We start from the raw sequence: 19,533 nt of genomic DNA, 5'->3' as shown, positions 1-19,533 counted from the left end.
CCGCCCGATGGCCGCGCAATATGCCTATGTCATGAAGAACATGACCAAGACTTTCCCCGGTGCTCAAAAACCGGTGCTGAGCAATATCAACCTACAGTTCTACCAAGGCGCGAAGATCGGCATCGTGGGCCCCAACGGCGCGGGTAAATCCACCCTGATGAAGATCATGGCCGGGATCGATAACGACATCACCGGTGAAGCATGGCCGGGCGAGAACATCACGGTGGGCTATCTGCCCCAAGAGCCAGAGCTCGACACAAGCAAAACAGTGCTCGAAAACGTCAAGGATGGCGCGCGCGAGACCGCCGATCTGGTTGATCGGTACAACGCTGTTGCCGCTGAAATGGCTGAGCCTGACGCCGACTACGAGAAACTGGGCGACGAAATGGCCGAGCTTCAGGCAAAGATCGACGCAGTCGACGGCTGGACGCTCGACAACCAGCTCGAAATCGCGATGGAAGCATTGCGCTGTCCGCCATCGGATATGGGCGTGGAAACCCTCTCAGGCGGTGAAAAGCGCCGCGTCGCCCTCACCCGCTTGCTGATCCAGAAGCCGTCAATTCTGCTGCTGGACGAACCGACCAACCACCTTGACGCAGAATCGGTCGAATGGCTTGAGAACCACCTCAAGGAATACGCCGGCGCTGTCCTGATGATCACCCACGATCGCTACTTCCTGGACAATGTTGTGGAGTGGATCCTCGAACTCGATCGCGGCACGTACTACCCCTACGAAGGCAATTATTCGACCTATCTGGAGAAGAAGGCCAAGCGTCTGGAGCAGGAAAGCCGCGAGGAATCGGGCAAGCAGAAGGCGCTGCAGCGCGAGCTGGAATGGATTCGCCAGACCCCGGCTGCACGTCAGACCAAATCGAAAGCGCGTATCCGCAAGTTCGACCAGCTGCAGGAAGCGCAAGCCGACCGCAAGCCAGGCAAGGCCCAGATCGTAATCCAGGTGCCGGAACGGCTGGGCGGCAAGGTGATCGAAGCCAAGAACATTTCCAAGGCTTACGGCGACAAGCTGTTGTTCGAAAACCTGTCCTTCATGCTGCCGCCGGGCGGGATTGTTGGCGTGATCGGCCCGAATGGTGCGGGTAAATCCACACTGTTCCGAATGATCACCGGCCAAGAAACGCCCGATAGCGGCACAATCGAAATTGGTGACACCGTGCATCTGGGCTATGTTGACCAGAGCCGCGATGACCTAAACCCGAAGAACAACGTTTGGGAGGAAATCTCAGACGGGCTCGATTACATGAAGGTCAACGGCCACGACATGAGCACGCGTGCCTATGTCGGCGCATTCAACTTCAAAGGTGCAGACCAACAAAAGAACGTCGGCAAGCTGTCGGGCGGTGAACGCAACCGCGTGCACATGGCCAAAATGCTCAAGCAGGGCGGCAATGTGCTGCTGCTGGACGAGCCGACCAACGATCTCGACGTCGAGACTCTGGGTGCGCTGGAAGAAGCGATCGAGAACTTCGCCGGTTGCGCCGTGGTGATCTCGCACGACCGCTTCTTTCTTGACCGTCTGGCGACGCACATCCTCGCCTTCGAAGGCAACAGCCACGTCGAATGGTTCGAAGGAAACTTCGAAGCCTACGAGGAAGACAAACGCCGCCGCCTTGGCGATGCGGCGGATCGCCCGACACGTTTGGCATACAAAAAGCTGACCAGGTGATACCGAATTGCGGGTCGAATGCGGACTATCCGCATTCGACCCAATTTCTGACCCTCGGTTCTCAACTTAACTGCCCGAGGGAACCCAAGGCGCTTCATTAGAAACGCCCTGTGATCCGCGCCCATACACCACGGCCCGGACCGGGCAGCCGGTCGAAGAGTGGGACGTCAGACGCGCCGAACCGGCTGCGCCCGGCGAGGTGGGGCTGGTAGAACTCGTCAAGGAGGTTCTCGACACCCGTTTCAATGGCCAACGCCTCAGTCAGCCCATAGCGCGCGAACAGACCAACAACGGCAAAGGATTCGGCCGCCTGCTCACCGTTAAAAGCCGACACATCGTTCTGATCTGCGGCCGCAAAGAGCTCTGCACCAAACGAGAAGGCGTCGCCTTGATAGGCTGCCGACAAGCGTAGGTTTGCTGGTGGAATACGATAAAGATTGTCGTTCACATCGCGCCGTTTACCTCTGACAAAGCTCGCCGTTCCGCTCAGCTCAATCCGGTCCACGGGCCTCACAGCGAAGTCGAGATCAACCCCGAACAACTCGGCATCCACATTGCCAAAACGAAGCGGCGTTGGATCCCCGTTCATCGAAGCGATCATTTCGACCGGACTGTCGATCACGCCGATTGTATCGTCGAAGGGAACACCCTGAATGAAATCATCAACGCGGCGGTAAAAGGCTGTGGGACGCAGGGAGAAGGCGTCGGTCTCAAGGTCGAAGCCAAGTTCCGCAATCCAGCCAGTCTCTGGGTCCAGGTCCAGATTTCCCACATAGATGTTGCCATCAGCAAGACCAAAGCTGGCTTCGGTCGGCAGCCAGCCAAACCGTTCCAGCAAACTGGCAACCCGTTCCTTTCGCGCAAGTGTCGCTCGCGGAGTTATTGCTCCCAGCGGCATCCAAGCACGAAGCACGGTGTCCACAGTTGTCTGGCGGGTTTCGCGATCCGCGGCAGCAAAGGCGGTAGCTAGCATCCTAGGCCCCATGGGAACCGTTGCCCCAATCTGGGGCGCGCCGGCAGTCTGTTTTGTACTGTCGATCCGAGCGCCCAGCTCAAACTGAGCACGTCCAAGCCCGCCTCGCCACTGCACAAACGCGCCTGCGCGTTCAGCTTGAACGTTGGGTTGCGATTCCAAAAAGAACGCGTCGTTGAAGAGATTGGTTATTGTTACAAACTTGTCGGTCAGTTCAATGTCCGCACCGATCTGAATATACGAATTCGCCTGGCCAAACCGCACGACCAGTTCAGCGGTACTCGTATCCGCATCGGCAAAGGTTGCGCGCGCCCGGTCCGGCGGAGCCACCGGTTTGCGGGTGGTCTGATTGTCCATCAGGTGAGCGATCGAGACATGGCCCAATCTGAGTGTGAGCTGCACATCATCCGCGATCTGGCCGCGAAATCCGCCCTGCACGAAATCGGTGTCGAAAAACACGATATCTAGGAAGAAGGGCGGGTTGCCGGTTGGATCGGTTGCGCTCCGCCGGTACTCGATATACAGCTCACCCGCCCCGGTCTGGAAACCGGCATGCATGCCATAAAGGTTACGCTCAAATGAGGTTCCGACCGCCGTGCCTCCGGGAAAATCGTAATCGTCGCCTTCTTCGCGGCTGGCAATGACCCCGAAGCGCCAGTGCTCGTTCGATACACCGGCCATTGAGCCGACAGCGTAGCTGTTGTCGACGCTGCGATATTGACTGGTGAAGCGGAGATCAGGGGACCAATTCGCGCTATCGCCAAAGTCCGTTTCAAACAATTGTGCGTTGACGGCGCCAGCGAGCGAAGGCCCTTGCGAGACAGGAGCGACGCCACGCGCCACGTCAATACTCTCGACCAAAACCGAAGGCGCGTAGTGAAACGGCGGGTCCATCGCGTTTGGGCCGCCGGTTGCAAAGCGCTGGCCATTGACGCGGCCCAGAACGCGCTGTCCGGCAAGACCACGATAGGACAATTGCCCCGACAGCGCCCCGTTTCCGAAGAACGCACCGCCCGGCACGCGCGCCGCGATGGTGGTCGCATCAGCAGGAAGCGCGATCTGCTCGGGCATAGCCAAATTGTCCTGGCTTAGTCGCGTTGCGGAATCGGTGCGAACCGCGCTGACGACAATGGTGTCGGTCAGAACCGGATCATCGGGTCCCGGATCAGAACCGTCGGCGGTTGAGCTTTCGTTAGCCAGTACGGCTTGGAATGGAATGAGCGAAAGAGAGGCAAGCGCAAGCGCTCTGCCAAATGGGTGGAATGCCATTGTATTATATCCGAAATTTGCATGAGCCATCGCGCTCTAGCCCAGAGGCGAGCGCACGTATCTGAACGGGAGTGAGTCAGACGCGGTTCGGAGGCCCTCGCAAGGGCGGGCGCAGTCGCAAAGCGCGCGCTTCGGTTCGGTCCTCGATGAAAGGAGGTGCCAAGGCCACGTAGGCTTCAAATGGAGCATCCCAGGCGTACCCTGCCTGCGCGATACCTTGGACTGAAAACCCTGCGAATGCACAATCACCGCTGGCCTGGCTGGCGGATGGAGCCTCCTCGTCAGAGTGGTCCATATCGTGCCCCATGGCCGCGTGAGCGAGGCGCTGCTCCTCACTCTGGCGCTGCACCATCATGCGCGCGAGCGGATTGGTCTCTCGGCAGGCTGTGACGTGCAAGCCACCCGCCTCGGACGGCGCAATCATGTATCCGCGAGGAATTATGGCGCTGGCGAGCAGCACTAAAGAAATAAGCCCGAAGGTCACAAAGCGTCTTAATAAGGCAAGATTTGACGCAGCTTCCATCTCAGCGCGCCTAGCCACAAACTCAGGATTTGTCACGCGGCATTGGTGGACCTCTGCTTTCCACCCCAATAGCGGTAGGTAGACAGGTGTTTTCCTACTCAGCCAGCCTCCGATAGACCGGATGCATGGGTATCGAGAGCAATCCTGAGTCCATGCAATTTCATGCTGTGACCGCGCCGAGAAGCTTTCGTACACTCCATAAAGGTTTTTCACGCCCAAGACAGTGTTCCATGTGTTCCATCCTGTTGGATTTGAAGTTTAGAAAACTTTTGAATTCATGGGCTTACCCAACGCCCTTCCCAACCCTCACTCTCGCGCGAAAACTGCGCGCGAATGTGGCCGGAATTGGCGAGGTGGAACCAATCCAGTTCATGCAGTTCGATCAAAAGAATGGCAAAGTTATCGCGAGCTGGCGCGACTTGTTCGTCGGTCGGCTGGATACCCTTTGCCCATTCAGGCAAGCCGGATGTCGTATCAACCGAAGCCACACCAGGACCATCACCCAGATAGCAACGCTTGGCGAAATTAGTGCTTTCTTCCCAAGCAGCATCAGCAAGCGGCGTATCATGCTCGATCCGCCCCACCCCGTGCACGCGGATCTGTACCTTCTCAGGCTTGTCGTAGAACAGCACGCCTACTGGTGCGCCAGTCCCGATGACACCGCATTTCGGAGAGCGCAAATCGGTGTGAAACCTCAGCGTCCACGCCCCAGCATCAAACGCGCGCAACACCATCACTCGCGCATCCGCGTCCGCCGTGGCCACAACCGGAGAATGCATCGGCAGGTTGCGGTTCTTGACCGCAGCACCAAGACGCTCGGCAATGTCAGTCTGAATCTCGGTAAAGCTCTTAAACATCGGCAGCGCTCTCTCTTCCTGTCGCATCCAAGTCAATGCTTGCTCCCCCCTGTTCAGTAAAATGCACACCAACATGAACGTAGGCCTTACCAAGCGGTTAAGATTGCGGTCAGTGAAGGATCTGTATCGAATCGTATCAGAGCAGGATCAAGCCCTGTTCGAAAAGAGGCCGCAGGTGGTGGAGCGGCAATTTTAGGAGCCCGATATGACCATCACTGAACTGTTTAAGGGAAGCGCCCATGCCGCGATTGCGGCCAGCCTCTCCTTTGTTGTAGTGCCCGAAACGGCCGAAGCGACCTCAGTCGCTTCAGCCACAGAAATGCAGCAAGCGCGAGACCGCCGTGAAGCGCGTCAAGAGCGCCGCGCCCAGCGTAGTGAACGCCAGCGGTCGGAGCGCAGGGAGCAGCGCAGCGAGCGCCGCACGGCACGCCCTGCCCCAGCCCATGTTGACCGCCGCGATATGCGTCAGACGCAACGATCGATCCGCTCGCAGCGACAGGAGAGCGTGGGTCGTCAAGAACGCCGGGTTGAACGCCCGCGTGAGGAGCGCCGCACGGAACGCCGGGTTGAACGCCCGCGTGAGGAGCGCCGCACGGAACGCCAGGCCGAGCGCAGACAGGAGACCCGTCAGAGCGAACGTCAGACAGAACGCCGTCAGGTGCGTCGCGCGGAGAACCGGCAAATGCGCCGTGGCGGCGAGTACAGCCAGACACAGCGGCGCGAGCAGCGTGAAGTGAGTCAGACCCGCAATAGCTCTTACGTAGATCGTGATCGCAACCGGTCATACCGTGACGGCCGCAGAGACGGCCGCCGTGCGGAACGTAACCGTGATCGGTATGAGGATCGCCAGATACGCCGCAACGCCTATCGGGACGGTCGGCGGGACGGCTATCGTGATGGTCGCCGCCACACCTATCGTGAGCGCCGCTACTATGATCGCGGACATTATAGCGGACGTTACAATCGCTGGGATCGCAAGCGGTGGAGGAACCACAACCGCTATAACTGGCGCCACCATCGCTATTCACACCAGAACATCTTCCGTCTGGGTCGCTACTATGCGCCGTACCGGAGCCACTACTACAGCCGGATAAGCATCGGGTTTTACCTTGATCACCTGTTCTTCGGTTCACGCTATTGGATCAATGATCCGTGGCAGTATCGCCTGCCGGACGTTTACGGCCCATATCGCTGGGTGCGCTATTACGACGATGTGCTGCTGGTCGATATCTACACCGGCGAAGTGGTTGACGTGATCTACGACTTCTTCTGGTAAACCCTCCCCTTGCCCGTCGTCGCGCACGCCAGTCACAAAAAACCCCCGTCAGTTGATCCGACTGGCGGGGGTTCCTCTTTTGCAAGAGTGTTTTGGAATTCAGCCTTTGGCATCCCCAAACGGCAACATACGAAACAGATTGCCATCCTTGTCAAGCACAGTGTGCTTGAGCGTACCCAGAACATGTATCACCAATAGGGATAGCAATATCATACCAGCCTGGCCGTGTTGCTCAAAGGCAGCCTTTGCCGCTTCCGGATTCACTTCCATCGGCAATGGCGGGACAGCGAACAGTCCGAACACGCTTATCGGTGCGCCATATTGCGACATGGCCGACCATGCGCCGAATGGCATCACTAGCAGAAGGATGAAAAACAGCGTGTGGACGATCCGTGCCAGCCAACGTTCCCAAGTCGCGAGATGGGTAGCCAATGGTGCTTTGCCCCCAGTGAAGTGAACGCCCAGCAATGCAATCGCGAGGAACCAGAGTGTCACCCCGATCGAGAAGTGGTTCGACATGATCGCCCGCGCGGCTTCTTCACTTTCCGTGGCCTTCGCGGTTCTCCTGATCAGCCAGTTGGCAATCACACCTGCGGCGATCAGCCAATGCAGCACCATGGCCGCTCCTGAGTATTTAGTGCGTGTTCCCTCAGTCATATCATCGCTCTCCCAAAGCTCTGTTTCAGCGGCAATACCAGATCGAAGATCAGCGGCCAAACCACACAATTGATGAGCGCGCAGCGCACTTCAACTTGCCTCACCCAATCGCTTTGCTAACACCCGCGCATGGCGAAGACGAACATCATCCCTGACAAAGACGCTTTGAAGCGCGTTGGCGCGCAAGTTCGCGAGCGCATCGGCAATGACCCGCGCGCGTACAAGGTCGAGACGGACAAGGCAGAAATCTATGCCTTTGGTGATTTCCTGACGGGTGCCGAATGCGAGCGGTTATGCCTCATGATCGACTTAACGGCGAAACCCAGCACTCTGCATGAGGAAGACTACGCCAGCGGGTTCCGCACTTCTTATTCTGGCGATCTGGACCCCTACGATCCCTTCGTCATGGGAATCTCTCGCCGTATCGATGATTTGCTAGGCATGAACCCTGTGTGCGGCGAAGCGATCCAGGGGCAACGCTACCTTCCTGGTCAGCAATTCAAGCCGCATAATGACTGGTTCTACACCACGGAAAAGTATTGGGAGCTTGAGCGCAAGCGCGGAGGGCAACGTTGTTGGACCGCTATGGCGTTTCTCAACAAACTGGAGGAAGGCGGCGAAACGCACTTCACCGAAGTTGGCATAAAGATCGAGCCCAAGCCCGGCGTGCTGCTGGTCTGGAACAATGCCAAGCCTGACGGGACGCCTAACATGGATACCATGCACGCCGGAACGCCAGTTTTGAAAGGCAGCAAATACGTCATCACCAAATGGTATCGCACCCGGAAATGGACTTAATCGTTCAGGCTTTTGCGAGCGCTTCGGCAATCAGTTTGCGCGAGTTCGTCACCCCATAGAGCGCGATAAAGCTGCCCATGCGCGGCCCTTGGTCGGAACCAAGCAGCGTCTGATACAGCGTCTGGAACCAGTCACGCAGATTCTCGAAGCCATGGGCTTCGTCCTTGCCGATCTCGTAAACCGTGGTCTGCAGATCTTCGGCTGGCGTATCTTCAGATGCATTCGCCAGTGCCGCGTCCAGCGCCTTAAGGGCCTCGACTTCCCCGCCGACCGGTGCGCGCTTGTTGAGCGTCGGCACGATGTAGTCACGAGTGTAATTGATCGCACTTTCGATCAGCGCCGCCAGTTCAGGCCGAATCTCGACATCACCCAGATAGGTGCGGAGATAGTCAGTCAAAGCTTCCCGTGTTGCCTCCGCGCCCAGGACACTCGCCAGATTGAGCAGCAAGCCATAGCTGACCGGCAACGTATCGCCCGCCCCCAGCGCTTCCTCGGCTTCATAGCCGCCGTTGGCGCGCAGCAAGTGCCACACCGGATTGCCGAGCTGCTTGTCAAGGTCCTGTGTCGGGATACGCTCGCGGAATTGCCAATAATCATCGACCGCGCGCGGGATCACGCCGACATGCAGCTGCTTCGCGCTCTTGGGGTTGTTGAAGATGTAAAAGCCAAGGCTCTCTTCGCTGCCATAGGTCAGCCATTCCTCGATCGTAAGTCCGTTGCCCTTGGACTTCGATATCTTCTCACCCTTTTCATCGAGGAACATCTCGTAAATCAGGCCTTCGGGCTTACGGCCACCCAGCACCTTCACAATCTTTCCCGATTGCACACCGCTATCGGTAAGATCCTTGCCGTACATCTCATAGTCGACGTCAAGCGCGTACCAACGCATCGCCCAGTCGACTTTCCATTGCAGCTTGGACATGCCACCAAGTGCAGACTGCTCAACAACACTGCCATCTTCGTCAGTGAAGCGGATTATCCCTGCCTCCACGTCTACGACCTCGACCGGTACCTGCAGCACCTTGCCTGTGTTAGGAGAGATCGGCAGGACAGGCGAATAGGTCAGGCGCCGCTCTTCGCGCAAAGTTGGCAGCATGATGTCGAGAATGTCTTGGTTTTTGCGCAGCACCTGGCGCAGCGCAGCATCGAAACGACCGGAATTGTACATGTCGTTCGCGGCAACAAATTCATAGTCGAAGCCGAACCGGTCAAGAAATTCGCGCAGTTTCGTGTTGTTATGATCTGCGAAGCTTTCGTGCCCTTTCTCGAATGGATCGGGAATACGGGAAAGCGGCTTGTGCAGATTCTCTTCCAGCACATGCGCATTCGGAATGTTGTCCGGCACCTTGCGAAGGCCGTCCATATCATCGCTGAACGCCACAAGGCGCGTCTTGCCGTCTTCGGGCTTCGCGCCGATCATCGCTTCGAATGCGCGCCGGACCAGCGTGGTCCGCAATACCTCCTGGAAGGTACCGATATGCGGCAGACCTGATGGACCATAACCGGTTTCGAACAGGATCGGCGAGCCGTCCGGCTTTGCGCCATCTGGATAGCGTTTGAGCAAGCGCTGCGCCTCTTGAAAAGGCCATGCCTTGTTCACCCGTGCAGCTTCCATAAGATCGTTCATGCTCATTGGACAAGCCTCTTGCCCATCGGCCGCCGTGTTGCAAGCAAGATGTTGCGAGTGCGAAGAGAACGCTTCACAAACTCCACTACTCTGGCCTTAACCCCGCTTGCGCTTCGTTCGCTCTGTGTTCTAACGACAATGGAGTGAGTTCAGCGCTTCCCTCTTCTCCTTTGGCCCTTCCCGCGTTGCATGCCAGCCATTCAGGCACTTGGCTTGCCCGCACGAATTGTGCGGCTGAGGGAGTCTCCAAAGGCGACGCAATAATGGCTGCGGCCGATACGCCGCTGTTGATACTGAATGCGCCGCTTGTCGCTAACCGGCTCGGCTACCCCGATCTTTCGGGGCTTGATCTGCTTGAACTCTATGCTTTTGTACACCCAGCCCGGTTTTGCGTGCCGACGCCGCGCGGACTGGCAGAGACGCTGGGGCTGGAAGAGCCAGCAGCCGATTCCGTCGTGCCCGCGTTCCTGCAAAAGGCGGCGGGCGCATTGATCGCGGTTTGCGAGAGCGAGAACTGGCCCGAACGCGAAGGTGCGTGGAGCGCCCTGCAAAACCTTGTGAAGCTGCGCTGGCCATGGGCCCAGGTCCTGGCGCCGCATATTGCGCGGCCTGAACGCGCAGAGAAGTGGCTTTTCTCTCGCCTGCCCGAATGGGAGGAAGCGCCCGAGCGCCCCGCCCCTAAACAAATTGAGCTGTCATCAGAGGCCGTGCTTGCCCGGCTCGATCAACTGACCGGAGAAGGCGCAGAGAAACGCGAAGGCCAGCAGATGTATTCGCGGTATGCCGCGCAAGTGTTTGCGCCGCGAGACAAACGCGACAATCCGCATTTGATGCTGGCACAAGCGGGTACAGGCATCGGCAAAACGCTCGGCTATCTCGCGCCTGCCTCGCTCTGGTCGGACGCGTCCGGCGGGACCGTTTGGGTTTCCACCTATACCAAGAATTTGCAGCGCCAATTGCGCCAGGAAAGCCGCCGCGCCTGGCCCGCCGAGCGCCAGGACGGGTCGCGCCCTGTGGTCGTACGCAAAGGCCGCGAGAATTACCTGTGTCTACTCAATCTCGAAGACGCCTTGCAAGGCGGCTTTGCGGGGAAACCGGCCATTCTTGCTCAGCTGGTTGCGCGATGGGTCGCCTATTCGCAGGACGGCGATATGATTGGCGGCGATCTGCCCGGCTGGCTCGGCACTCTATTCCGCAAGCGCGGGATTGCAGCGCTGACCGATCAGCGCGGCGAATGCGTTTATGCCGGATGCCCGCATTACCGGAAATGCTTTATCGAACATGCCGCGCGCAGCTCTGCTCAGGCTGATCTGGTTATCGCCAATCACGCATTGGTTATGGTCAATGCGGCGCGCGGTCGCGATCATGCGCAGCGCCCGACCCGCATCGTGTTCGACGAGGGGCACCATGTGTTCGACGCCGCCGATTCAACCTTTGCTGCAGCACTAACGGGCCAGGAAGCGATCGAGCTGCGTCGCTGGATCATCGGGCCGGAACGCAAGAATCATGGCCGCCGTCGCGGGCTGGCCGCGCGGCTGGCAGACGTCGCAAGCTATGATGACGCAGGGGGGCAGGCGGTCGAGGCTGCGGTCCATGCGGCCGAGGCATTACCGTCCGATGGCTGGCTGCAGCGGCTTAACGAGAACGAACCATCTGGGCCCGTCGAGGCGCTTCTCGCCGCAGTTCGTGCGACGACTTACGCGCGCGACGAATCTGGCGGACAGGAAGCGGGCTACGGGATCGAAACCGAAGCCGCATCTTTACCTGGTGAACTGATCCAGGCGGCAGGCGAGGCCGAAGCAGCATTGGCGGCAATCCGTGCTCCACTGATCAAGCTCGCCACGCGGCTGGAAGCTGTGTTGGAGGACGCGCCCGATTGGCTAGATGCACAAGGCCGCGCGCGGATTGATGGCGCGCGCTACTCGCTTAGCTGGCGGATCGACACGTTGGCGGCGTGGGAGGCGCTGTTGGAGCGATTGGGCGGTCCAGCTGACCCTGAATTTGTCGATTGGCTGGCGGTGGACCGGAGCGACGCGCGCGAATTTGACATCGGAATCCACCGGCATTGGCTTGATCCGATGAAACCCTTTGCCAAGGTCGTGCTTGAGCCATCACATGGCGTTATGCTGACCAGCGCGACCTTGACTGATCGCAGCGAAACCGGCGCGGACTGGCAAAGCGCGGTCGAGCGATCGGGCGCGGCGCACCTGAAGCTTGAACCGAAGACAACCGCAGCTGAAAGCCCGTTTGACTACGCCACGCGCGCTGAAGTGCTGATCGTAACCGATATCAAGAAAGGCGATCTGCCTTCACTCGCGGGTGCCTATGCGCGGCTGATCGAAGCATCGGACGGCGGCTTGCTTGGCCTATTCACAGCGATACGCCGGATGCGCGCGGTACACGGGCGCATTGCAGACCGGTTGGCGCGCGGCGGACTGCCGCTTTACGCGCAGCATGTCGATCCGATCGATACAGGTACATTGGTGGATATCTTTCGTGACGATCCGCGCGCGTCGCTGCTGGGTACAGATGCCTTGCGTGACGGAGTTGACGTTCCCGGCCATTCGCTGCGCTGCGTCGTGATGGAGCAAGTGCCGTGGCCACGCCCCGATATTCTGCATAAGGCGCGGCGCCTGGCCGGCGGCGGCAGCGCTTATGATGACAAGATCATCCGCGCGCGGCTGGCGCAGGCATTCGGCCGTCTGATCCGAAGCAAAGAGGATGCGGGGCATTTCATCGTGCTATCGCCAGCTTTCCCAAGTCGCCTGCTCAGCGCCTTCCCCGAGGGCACTCCTGTCATCAGATTGACGCTGGAGGAGGCTTTACAACGGGTCGCCGCTGGTGTTTCGAGTATTGGCAACGCCGTTGACATGCCCATTGGAGAGGAACCCGCCTGACGTGAAGATCCTTGGTCTATTCAGACATGCCAAGTCCGATTGGGACGATATGGCCAAACGTGATTTCGATCGCGGCCTGAACGATCGTGGTCGGCGCGGTGCGAAGTTGATGGGCGATCATATCCGCACGCACGGCACTAAATGGGGTACGGTGATCGCTAGCCCGGCCGAGCGCAACCGGCTGACCATGGAAGCCGCGATGCCCGACGCAGACGTGCAGTATGACAAGCGGATCTACATCGCGAGTTCGGATACAATTCTGGAAACGGTTGCCGATCTGGCCGGCGACAGCAAATCTGTGCTAGTGTCGGGCCACAATCCGGGCATGCAGGAAGTGCTGCTGGAGCTCGTTTCGGAAGAGCATGAGAACAAATTGTTCTTCGAAGCTGCGCGCAAGTTCCCAACGGCTGCTTTCGCTGTACTCGAGCTCGATATTGATGACTGGTCGGAGCTGAAGCCGCGCTGCGGCAAGCTAGTGCATTTTGCCCGCCCGCGCGATCTGGACGCAGAATTGGGACCGGAAACCTAGGCCAAAACCTGGCGCGGCCCCGGCCCTTGCGCAGCCAGGTAATCATCCTTGTTGTAGAGCTGGCAGTGCGACAGGCTGAGGCATCCACAGCCGATACAGCCGTCAAGCTTGTCGCGCGTACGTTCAAGCTGCGTGATCTTTGCATCCAATTGCCCGCGAATTGACTGGCTGATCGCATTCCAGTCGCTCGCCTTGGGCGTGCGCCCGTGCGGCAGCTTGGCGAGCTCGCTTTCGATTTCTGACAGTGCCAGCCCCAGCTGCTGCGCAATCAGGATGAAACTCAATCGCCGGATATCACTGCGCAGAAAGCGCCGCTGATTTCCTGCCGTACGGATCGGCTCTACCAGCCCTTTCCCTTCGTAAAAGCGGATCGCGGACACTGACAACCCAGTCCGCCGGGCCAGATCGCCAATGGGGAGCAGATCACTCGATTTGGGCCGCGAATGCATCGTGTAAGCCTTTTATTCATTTCACCCTTGACCTCAACTTAGGTTGAGATTGCACAATGGGCAAGTGAGGTGATTCGGGAACGCAATTCTTGCTCTGCCCGGCACCACTGATGAAAGGATAATCTGATGCCCAAAGGGAAACTCGAACACGTCAATATCTCTGTAACCGACCCGGAGCGCAGCGCAGCATTGCTCCAAGATCTTCTCGGCTGGAAAGAACGTTGGCGCGGCGATAGCCAGAAGTATGGCTGGACCATCCACGTGGGTGACGATCACGATTACCTGGCACTCTACACCGGTGATCATGTCACGGGCGAATACAGCAAGGGAGCGCCACTCAATCACGTCGCCTTCACGGTCGATGATTTGGATGGCGCCGAAGCCATCGTCGCAGAGGCCGGCCTCAAACCGTTTGGGCATGACGACTATGACCCCGGTAAGCGCTTCTACTTCTTCGATTGGGACGGGATCGAATTCGAAGTCGTCAGCTATGCAGGGGGCGCACAATGAATGAGCCGATCCTACGCGAACCGATGTTCGGTCCTCCCCCTGCCCGTCAAAACAAAGTGCGCTGCGAGGCCACACCGCCTGCCCACGGCTGGTCGGTCCGATCCAGGCTGATTTCATTGCTCCAAGGCACGCAAAAATCGCGCGCTTCATCAGGCGATCCCTCGGTCCATGCGGCGTAATTTTCGCGTCTCAGGATAACCGGCATGCGGGTGTGGACTTCGCCGGCCGCAACCGCAGCATCGGTCATCACCATTGAATAGCAATCGCCCCACTCGTCCGAGGTTCGCCATATCCCAGCGCACGCGAACAGCTCGTTGTCAGGCAGTGATAGCCAGGTGCGTGTTTTGCCACCCTTTGGCCCTTCTGCCTCCGCCCATGCAGTGACGGGGATCAGACAGCGCCGCTCTTCAAAACTGTGCCGCCAGAAGAAACTGTCGAGCTTGTCAGTGCGGGTGTTGTTGACCGGCTTGGGCTTCAATAGCTGGCCCTGTTTGCCTTTCATCACCAGCGGGAAGCCCCAATTCATGCGCTTGAGCTGCCCTCCGGCAACTACCATACCCGGATAGCCGGGGAATACTTCGCCGCTGGAATTCGCGCCACCAAGCGCGTCGATCGCATCAAACCATTGGGCGACTTCATCTTGCGTCTTGGTCATGCGGTAGAGATTGCACACGGTGCGTCAGGCCCCTGCATTTCCGACGATGAAGCACGCCAGCGCCATCAATGCCCCGGCCCAACGGTTGGAACGGAACCGTGCAAGCGGATTGTCGGGATCTGCAGGATTGAGCGTCGCCACTTGCCAAAGCAAATGCCCCGCTACCGGCACCAAAGTCAGCAGCGCAATCCAGTCAGGCCGATAAAGCCACAAGCCGAGTCCCCACAGCACGACCGCACCAAGATAGAACGCAGTCACGCCGCCCTTCACAGCCTCTCCCATGCGCAACGCAGACGATTTAATGCCGACCAGCGCGTCATCTTCCCGGTCTTGCAGCGCATAAATCGTGTCATACCCGATCACCCAGCAGATGCAGCCCGCATAAAGGCACGCCAGCGCGTCCCAGTTATCAAACCGCAGTTGCGTCCACCCAACCAGCAAGCCCCAGTTGAATACCAGCCCGAGCCACGCCTGCGGCCACCATGTGATCCGCTTCATGAAGGGATAGGCTGCCACCAAAACAAGGCTGGCCAGCGCAACCAGCTGCGCCAGAAGCCGCAATTGCAGCAGCACCACCAGTCCGATAAGGCACAGCGTAATGAGCCAACCCCACGCCAATCGCTTACTGACACGGCCGCTCGCAACAGGGCGCGCCGCCGTGCGCGCTACGCTGGCGTCCAGCTTTGCATCGACGATGTCATTATAGACACAGCCTGCCCCGCGCATCGCAATGGCGCCCAGCAGCAGCCAGCCAAGCAAACTTAACTGCCATCCTGCCCCGGCCAGCCATACCCCGAATACGCAGGGCCAGAAAAGCAGCCACCATCCTATCGGTCGGTCAAACCGCGCCAATTGTGCCAGATCACGCGGCAATGGCGGCAGCCGCGCGATGAGGCCACGATGCTCGCTATCGGGGACGATGTGATCGTTCATGCTTGCTCACTAGCGTCAGCCACGCTTAGTTGGAAGCCATGCCTGCTAAACCCGCCTGGCCGCCACGAAGCGCACCGCGATTGTTCGTCAGCGACGAACTGGCTGCGGGGCGTATTCTCGCGATTGTAGGCCAACAAGCCCATTATCTGGGTAAGGTCATGCGCATGCGAGAAGGCGATGCGGTAATCCTGTGCGACAATATAACTGGCGAATGGGCCACGCGCGTTGGGCAGGTCGACAAACGGCGCGTCGATTTGACCGTGGTCGAGAAGCTTCGCGCTAGAGAAGAAGTACCAGACTTCTGGCTCTGCCCAGCTCTTCTAAAGAAGGACCGATTTGATCTGGTGCTGGAGAAAGCTACCGAGTTGGGTGTCGCCGAAATCCATCCGGTGCTCATGCGGCGGTGTGTAGCGGACAAGCTCAATCTGGAGCGCGCCAACACCATCACAACCGAAGCTGCCGAACAATGCGCGCGAACAGCACTGCCAGAAATACATGAGCCAGTGAAACTGGAGGCGCTGCTGCGCGATTGGCCCGAAGATCGCATACTCTACTTCGCAGATGAGCTGGGAGGGCAGCCTGCCGGTGAGGCCTTTGTCACCAATAGCGGACCCGCCGCAATGCTGATCGGTCCTGAGGGCGGCTTCGACGATGCGGAGCGCGAAATGCTGCGGTCACACCCACGGGCGAAACCAATCTCTCTTGGCCCACGAATACTCAGAGGCGAAACCGCGGCCATCGCCGCAACTGCACTTTGGATGGGAAACAAGGGCGACTGGAATAATTAGCGCTTCCCCAATGGCGATCAGTTTTCTAGAGCAACTGGCATGAGCACGCGTGAAGCATCAGGGGCGGAAGACCCGATCATCGAATCGCGCGACCAGTTGGTCGCACCGATGCAACAGGGCGAGAAGCCACGCGAGCAATGGCGGATCGGAACAGAGCACGAGAAGCTGGTCTATTGTCGCAAGAAATTCTCTGCGGTGTCTTATGATGAACCCTGCGGTATCCGTGATATCCTACTGAATTTACATGAATTTGGTTGGGAGCCTGTCGAAGAGAATGGCAAGATTATTGCTATGCGCGGCAGCGACGGCACTGTCAGCCTCGAGCCCGCCGGGCAGCTTGAATTGTCGGGTGCGCCGCTTGAAAACCTGCATCAGACTTGCGCGGAAACCGGCCGTCACCTGGCTCAGGTCAAGGAAATCGGCGAAAAATGCGGCGCGGGCTTCCTCGGCCTTGGCATGTGGCCGGACAAGACGCGCGAAGAGCTGCCGATCATGCCCAAGGGCCGCTACGAGATCATGATGCGACACATGCCCAAGGTGGGCAATCTGGGCCTCGACATGATGCTGCGCACTTGCACGATCCAGGTGAACCTCGACTATTCATCCGAAGCCGACATGGCGAAGAAGTTCCGCACCGGCCTCGCGTTGCAACCTCTGGCGACCGCTTTGTTCGCCAACTCGCCATTCACCGAAGGAAAGCCCAACGGCTTCCTGAGCTATCGCAGTCATATCTGGTCTGACACGGACCCACACCGCACCGGCATGCTCCCGTTCGTTTTCGAGGATGGTTTCGGCTATGAACGCTGGGTCGATTACATGCTCGATGTGCCAATGTATTTTGTCTACCGCGACGGCAAGTATATCGATGCGGCAGGCCTGAGTTTCCGCGATTTTCTCGATGGCAACCTCTCGGTTCTGCCCGGCGAAAAGCCTACGCAATCTGACTGGTGGGATCACCTTTCAACCGCATTTCCTGAAGTGCGCCTAAAAAGCTTCCTTGAGATGCGTGGCGCGGACGGTGGGCCGTGGAGCCGCATTTGTGCCCTGCCCGCGTTCTGGGTCGGCTTGCTGTATGACGATGCCGCGCTTGATGCAGCGTGGGACCTGGTCAAAGACTGGACCATGGAAGAGCGCGAGAAGTTGCGAAATGACGTGCCCCGATTAGCGCTGGATGCAGAGATACCCGGCGGCGGCCGTTTGCAAGATCTCGCACGTGACGTGATGAAGATCTCGCGACAGGGCCTCAGCGCCCGCGCGCGCCTCAACAGCTCCGGCGACAATGAAACAGGTTTCCTCGAAACCCTCGACGAGATTGTCGAAAGCGGCAAAGTGCCCGCGCAGCGACTGCTCGACATGTATCATGGCGAGTGGAACGGTGATGTCAGCCGGGTGTATAAATACAGCTTCTAAGGGAGATTACGCATGATCCAGATCAATGGCACTATCAAGTTGGCCCCGGGGACCATCGCGAACAATCCCGACACTGTAGAAGCGATCAAGACAATGGTAGCGGCCAGCCGCGCGGAAGACGGCTGCCTGACCTACATTTTCGCGCAGGATCTATCCGATCCGGACAGCATCATTATCTACGAACGCTGGGAAAGCCAGGAAGCGCTCGCTGCGCATGGCAAGAGCGCGCATATGGCCGAATTCCAGAAGGTTATGGCCGCAAACCCGCCAGTCGGGCGCGATCTGCGCATCTATAACACTGACGAAGGCAACCCGCTTTAAGCGGGCTTCAATCGATCAGCGGAACGCGGAAATCCGCCCGCTGTCATCCAGAATATAAAGCGTATTTCCGGCTACGATAGGCGGCACGGTAATCGGCTGTTTCAAATCCGCATATTGCTGCGCTGACCCCTCGCCAGTACTCACTTTGTACAGCAGCCCTTCCGAGCTTGCGACCCACAGATTGCCGCCCGCAAGTACCGGACCAGTCCAGAATATCGGACCAGTGCGGTTCTTCTCTTTACGATACTGTTGCAGCTGGGTCATCCAACGCACACGCCCGCTAGAACGCGCAATTGCCAGCAATCGCGCATCATCGGTCAGCGTAAAGATCCATTCGCCTGCAATCGCAGGGGTAGAGATACCCGCAAGGCTCAATTCCCAGATGCGCTGACCTGTGAGCAATTCGTAAGCCGCCATCCGGCCGCCCTGCCCCAAGGCGTATACGCGGCCGTCGGAAATGATCGGATCGGCATCGATATCGCTGATCGCGCCCACTTCGGTAGAGATCGATGTCCGTGCCAGGGCATCCGCCCACAGCACGCGGCCGTTCTCATAACGATAGGCGCTGAGTTCACCTGACGAATAACCAGCAATCACCGAACCTTGGCCTGCAGCCGGTGCAGCCACGCCAAACACGCCCGCCTGTGTGGCGGAGCCCGACTCTTGCCAAATCTGCTCGCCATCGCTCGCGTTAAGCGCGAAAATCTGGTTGTCCTGCGTCATCACGAAGATCTGACCAAAGGCAACCGTTGGTGATCCGCGCAGGGGACCTGCCGGTTGCACTTTCCAGATTTCCGCCCCGGTATTGGCGTCAAGGACGATCACTTCGCCAACGCCATTGGTAGCGAAAACGCGGTCTCCTTCGATGCTGGCGCCGCCTCCGAAGGCAGAGCCCGACAACTCGCTCGGGATGTCCATCCGGTGCATCCAGACCGATGCACCTGTGGCGGCATCCATGGCATGCACCACGCCGGATGTATCAACCGCGATCAGCTTGCCACCACCGACGACAGGTGCAGCGGCAAGGCGAACGCGATTGGATGAACCGGCGATGGTTGAGGTCCAGATGCGGGTAGGGTTCTCGGCCAGGCTCAAATGGCCATAAGCTTTGCTGGCCGTGTTGCTGACCTGCGCCCAATCGGCATTGGTTTGCGCAGCTGGCAAAACGACATCAACGGCGGCCAGGCTTGGATCGACCTTTGCCCCGCTTTCGATCCGCGTCAGCACCGGCACGCGTTCACCGACTGTCGGTGTTGTGCGCTTGCTGCCGCCGTCACCCGCGCAGCCCGACAAGACCGTGCCAATCAGTGCGACTGCGAGTGCTGAACGTGTAATTTTGCGTGTCATAAGTGTGTTCGATCCCGGTCGAAATTGTATTCG

18 protein-coding genes are annotated in these 19,533 nt (G+C 58.7%); 9 read left to right on the top strand and 9 right to left on the bottom strand.

What is annotated here, in order from left to right:
• The first annotated feature begins 7 nt into the window (after positions 1–7).
• Positions 8–1,681: an energy-dependent translational throttle protein EttA gene (gene ettA / locus QZ487_RS07225; protein ID WP_285974987.1), complete on the top strand. Its 1,674-nt coding sequence runs from the start codon at positions 8–10 to the stop codon at positions 1,679–1,681.
• A 97-nt stretch (positions 1,682–1,778) separates the two neighbouring features.
• On the opposite strand, the gene QZ487_RS07220 is transcribed toward ettA, so the two are convergent.
• From QZ487_RS07220 to QZ487_RS07210, 3 genes are all read right to left on the bottom strand, one after another.
• Positions 1,779–3,923, bottom strand: a complete 2,145-nt coding sequence (locus tag QZ487_RS07220) for a TonB-dependent siderophore receptor (protein ID WP_296023963.1) — start codon at positions 3,921–3,923, stop codon at positions 1,779–1,781.
• Positions 3,924–3,999: 76 nt separating this feature from the next.
• Complete coding sequence (locus QZ487_RS07215) at positions 4,000–4,347, bottom strand: hypothetical protein (RefSeq protein ID WP_296023962.1); 348 nt, start codon at positions 4,345–4,347, stop codon at positions 4,000–4,002.
• Positions 4,348–4,721: 374 nt separating this feature from the next.
• Positions 4,722–5,303 (bottom strand): pyridoxamine 5'-phosphate oxidase family protein, encoded by a 582-nt coding sequence (locus QZ487_RS07210; RefSeq protein WP_296023961.1) that lies wholly within the window; start codon positions 5,301–5,303, stop codon positions 4,722–4,724.
• Positions 5,304–5,508: 205 nt separating this feature from the next.
• On the opposite strand from QZ487_RS07210, the gene QZ487_RS07205 reads away from it, so the two are divergent.
• The gene (locus QZ487_RS07205) at positions 5,509–6,579 is read left to right on the top strand and encodes an RcnB family protein (protein WP_296023960.1); all 1,071 of its coding nucleotides are present in this window, start codon (positions 5,509–5,511) and stop codon (positions 6,577–6,579) included.
• 99 nt (positions 6,580–6,678) lie between these two features.
• Here the strand turns inward: QZ487_RS07205 and QZ487_RS07200 are convergent, their stop codons facing one another.
• Positions 6,679–7,236, bottom strand: coding sequence for a cytochrome b/b6 domain-containing protein (locus tag QZ487_RS07200; RefSeq protein ID WP_296023959.1), 558 nt, complete (start codon positions 7,234–7,236; stop codon positions 6,679–6,681).
• Between the two features lie 129 nt (positions 7,237–7,365).
• On the opposite strand from QZ487_RS07200, the gene QZ487_RS07195 reads away from it, so the two are divergent.
• Positions 7,366–8,034 (top strand): 2OG-Fe(II) oxygenase, encoded by a 669-nt coding sequence (locus QZ487_RS07195; protein ID WP_285974980.1) that lies wholly within the window; start codon positions 7,366–7,368, stop codon positions 8,032–8,034.
• A gap of 4 nt (positions 8,035–8,038) precedes the next feature.
• Here the strand turns inward: QZ487_RS07195 and QZ487_RS07190 are convergent, their stop codons facing one another.
• Entirely contained in the window at positions 8,039–9,667 is a 1,629-nt protein-coding gene (locus tag QZ487_RS07190) for a lysine--tRNA ligase (protein ID WP_296023958.1), read from the bottom strand.
• Between the two features lie 257 nt (positions 9,668–9,924).
• Between QZ487_RS07190 and QZ487_RS07185 the strand changes: the two genes are divergently transcribed.
• Positions 9,925–12,558 (top strand): ATP-dependent DNA helicase, encoded by a 2,634-nt coding sequence (locus QZ487_RS07185; RefSeq protein ID WP_296023956.1) that lies wholly within the window; start codon positions 9,925–9,927, stop codon positions 12,556–12,558.
• Between the two features lies 1 nt (position 12,559).
• Complete coding sequence (locus QZ487_RS07180) at positions 12,560–13,087, top strand: histidine phosphatase family protein (protein ID WP_296023955.1); 528 nt, start codon at positions 12,560–12,562, stop codon at positions 13,085–13,087.
• On the opposite strand, the gene soxR is transcribed toward QZ487_RS07180, so the two are convergent.
• Positions 13,084–13,536 carry a redox-sensitive transcriptional activator SoxR gene (soxR, locus tag QZ487_RS07175; RefSeq protein WP_296023954.1) on the bottom strand — a complete coding sequence of 151 codons (453 nt, stop codon included), beginning with the start codon at positions 13,534–13,536 and terminating at the stop codon, positions 13,084–13,086. The genes QZ487_RS07180 and soxR overlap by 4 nt on opposite strands.
• A gap of 126 nt (positions 13,537–13,662) precedes the next feature.
• Between soxR and QZ487_RS07170 the strand changes: the two genes are divergently transcribed.
• Positions 13,663–14,046 carry a VOC family protein gene (locus QZ487_RS07170; RefSeq protein ID WP_285974975.1) on the top strand — a complete coding sequence of 128 codons (384 nt, stop codon included), beginning with the start codon at positions 13,663–13,665 and terminating at the stop codon, positions 14,044–14,046.
• Positions 14,047–14,092: 46 nt separating this feature from the next.
• Here the strand turns inward: QZ487_RS07170 and QZ487_RS07165 are convergent, their stop codons facing one another.
• Together QZ487_RS07165 and ubiA are read right to left on the bottom strand one after the other, a co-directional pair.
• Positions 14,093–14,719 (bottom strand): SOS response-associated peptidase, encoded by a 627-nt coding sequence (locus tag QZ487_RS07165; protein ID WP_296023952.1) that lies wholly within the window; start codon positions 14,717–14,719, stop codon positions 14,093–14,095.
• A 6-nt stretch (positions 14,720–14,725) separates the two neighbouring features.
• On the bottom strand, positions 14,726–15,634 hold the full coding sequence (gene ubiA / locus QZ487_RS07160; protein WP_296023945.1) for a 4-hydroxybenzoate octaprenyltransferase: 909 nt from the start codon (positions 15,632–15,634) through the stop codon (positions 14,726–14,728).
• A gap of 38 nt (positions 15,635–15,672) precedes the next feature.
• Here ubiA and QZ487_RS07155 point away from each other — a divergent pair, with 38 nt between their 5' ends.
• From QZ487_RS07155 to QZ487_RS07145, 3 genes are read left to right on the top strand one after another with little or no spacing between them, the layout of a single operon-like run.
• Complete coding sequence (locus QZ487_RS07155; RefSeq protein ID WP_296023944.1) at positions 15,673–16,422, top strand: 16S rRNA (uracil(1498)-N(3))-methyltransferase; 750 nt, start codon at positions 15,673–15,675, stop codon at positions 16,420–16,422.
• A gap of 39 nt (positions 16,423–16,461) precedes the next feature.
• Positions 16,462–17,832 carry a glutamate--cysteine ligase gene (locus QZ487_RS07150; protein ID WP_296023943.1) on the top strand — a complete coding sequence of 457 codons (1,371 nt, stop codon included), beginning with the start codon at positions 16,462–16,464 and terminating at the stop codon, positions 17,830–17,832.
• 12 nt (positions 17,833–17,844) lie between these two features.
• A complete protein-coding gene (locus QZ487_RS07145; RefSeq protein ID WP_296023941.1) occupies positions 17,845–18,153 on the top strand; it encodes a putative quinol monooxygenase in 309 nt (102 codons plus the stop codon).
• Positions 18,154–18,168: 15 nt separating this feature from the next.
• Here QZ487_RS07145 and QZ487_RS07140 read toward each other — a convergent pair whose 3' ends face one another.
• On the bottom strand, positions 18,169–19,500 hold the full coding sequence (locus QZ487_RS07140; protein ID WP_285974969.1) for a PQQ-binding-like beta-propeller repeat protein: 1,332 nt from the start codon (positions 19,498–19,500) through the stop codon (positions 18,169–18,171).
• Positions 19,501–19,533 lie beyond the last annotated feature (33 nt).

Origin of the sequence: uncultured Altererythrobacter sp. (genome assembly GCF_913057185.1) — a bacterium.
Lineage (GTDB): Bacteria > Pseudomonadota > Alphaproteobacteria > Sphingomonadales > Sphingomonadaceae > Erythrobacter > Erythrobacter rubellus.
This window is presented reverse-complemented; position numbering and strand designations above follow the sequence as displayed.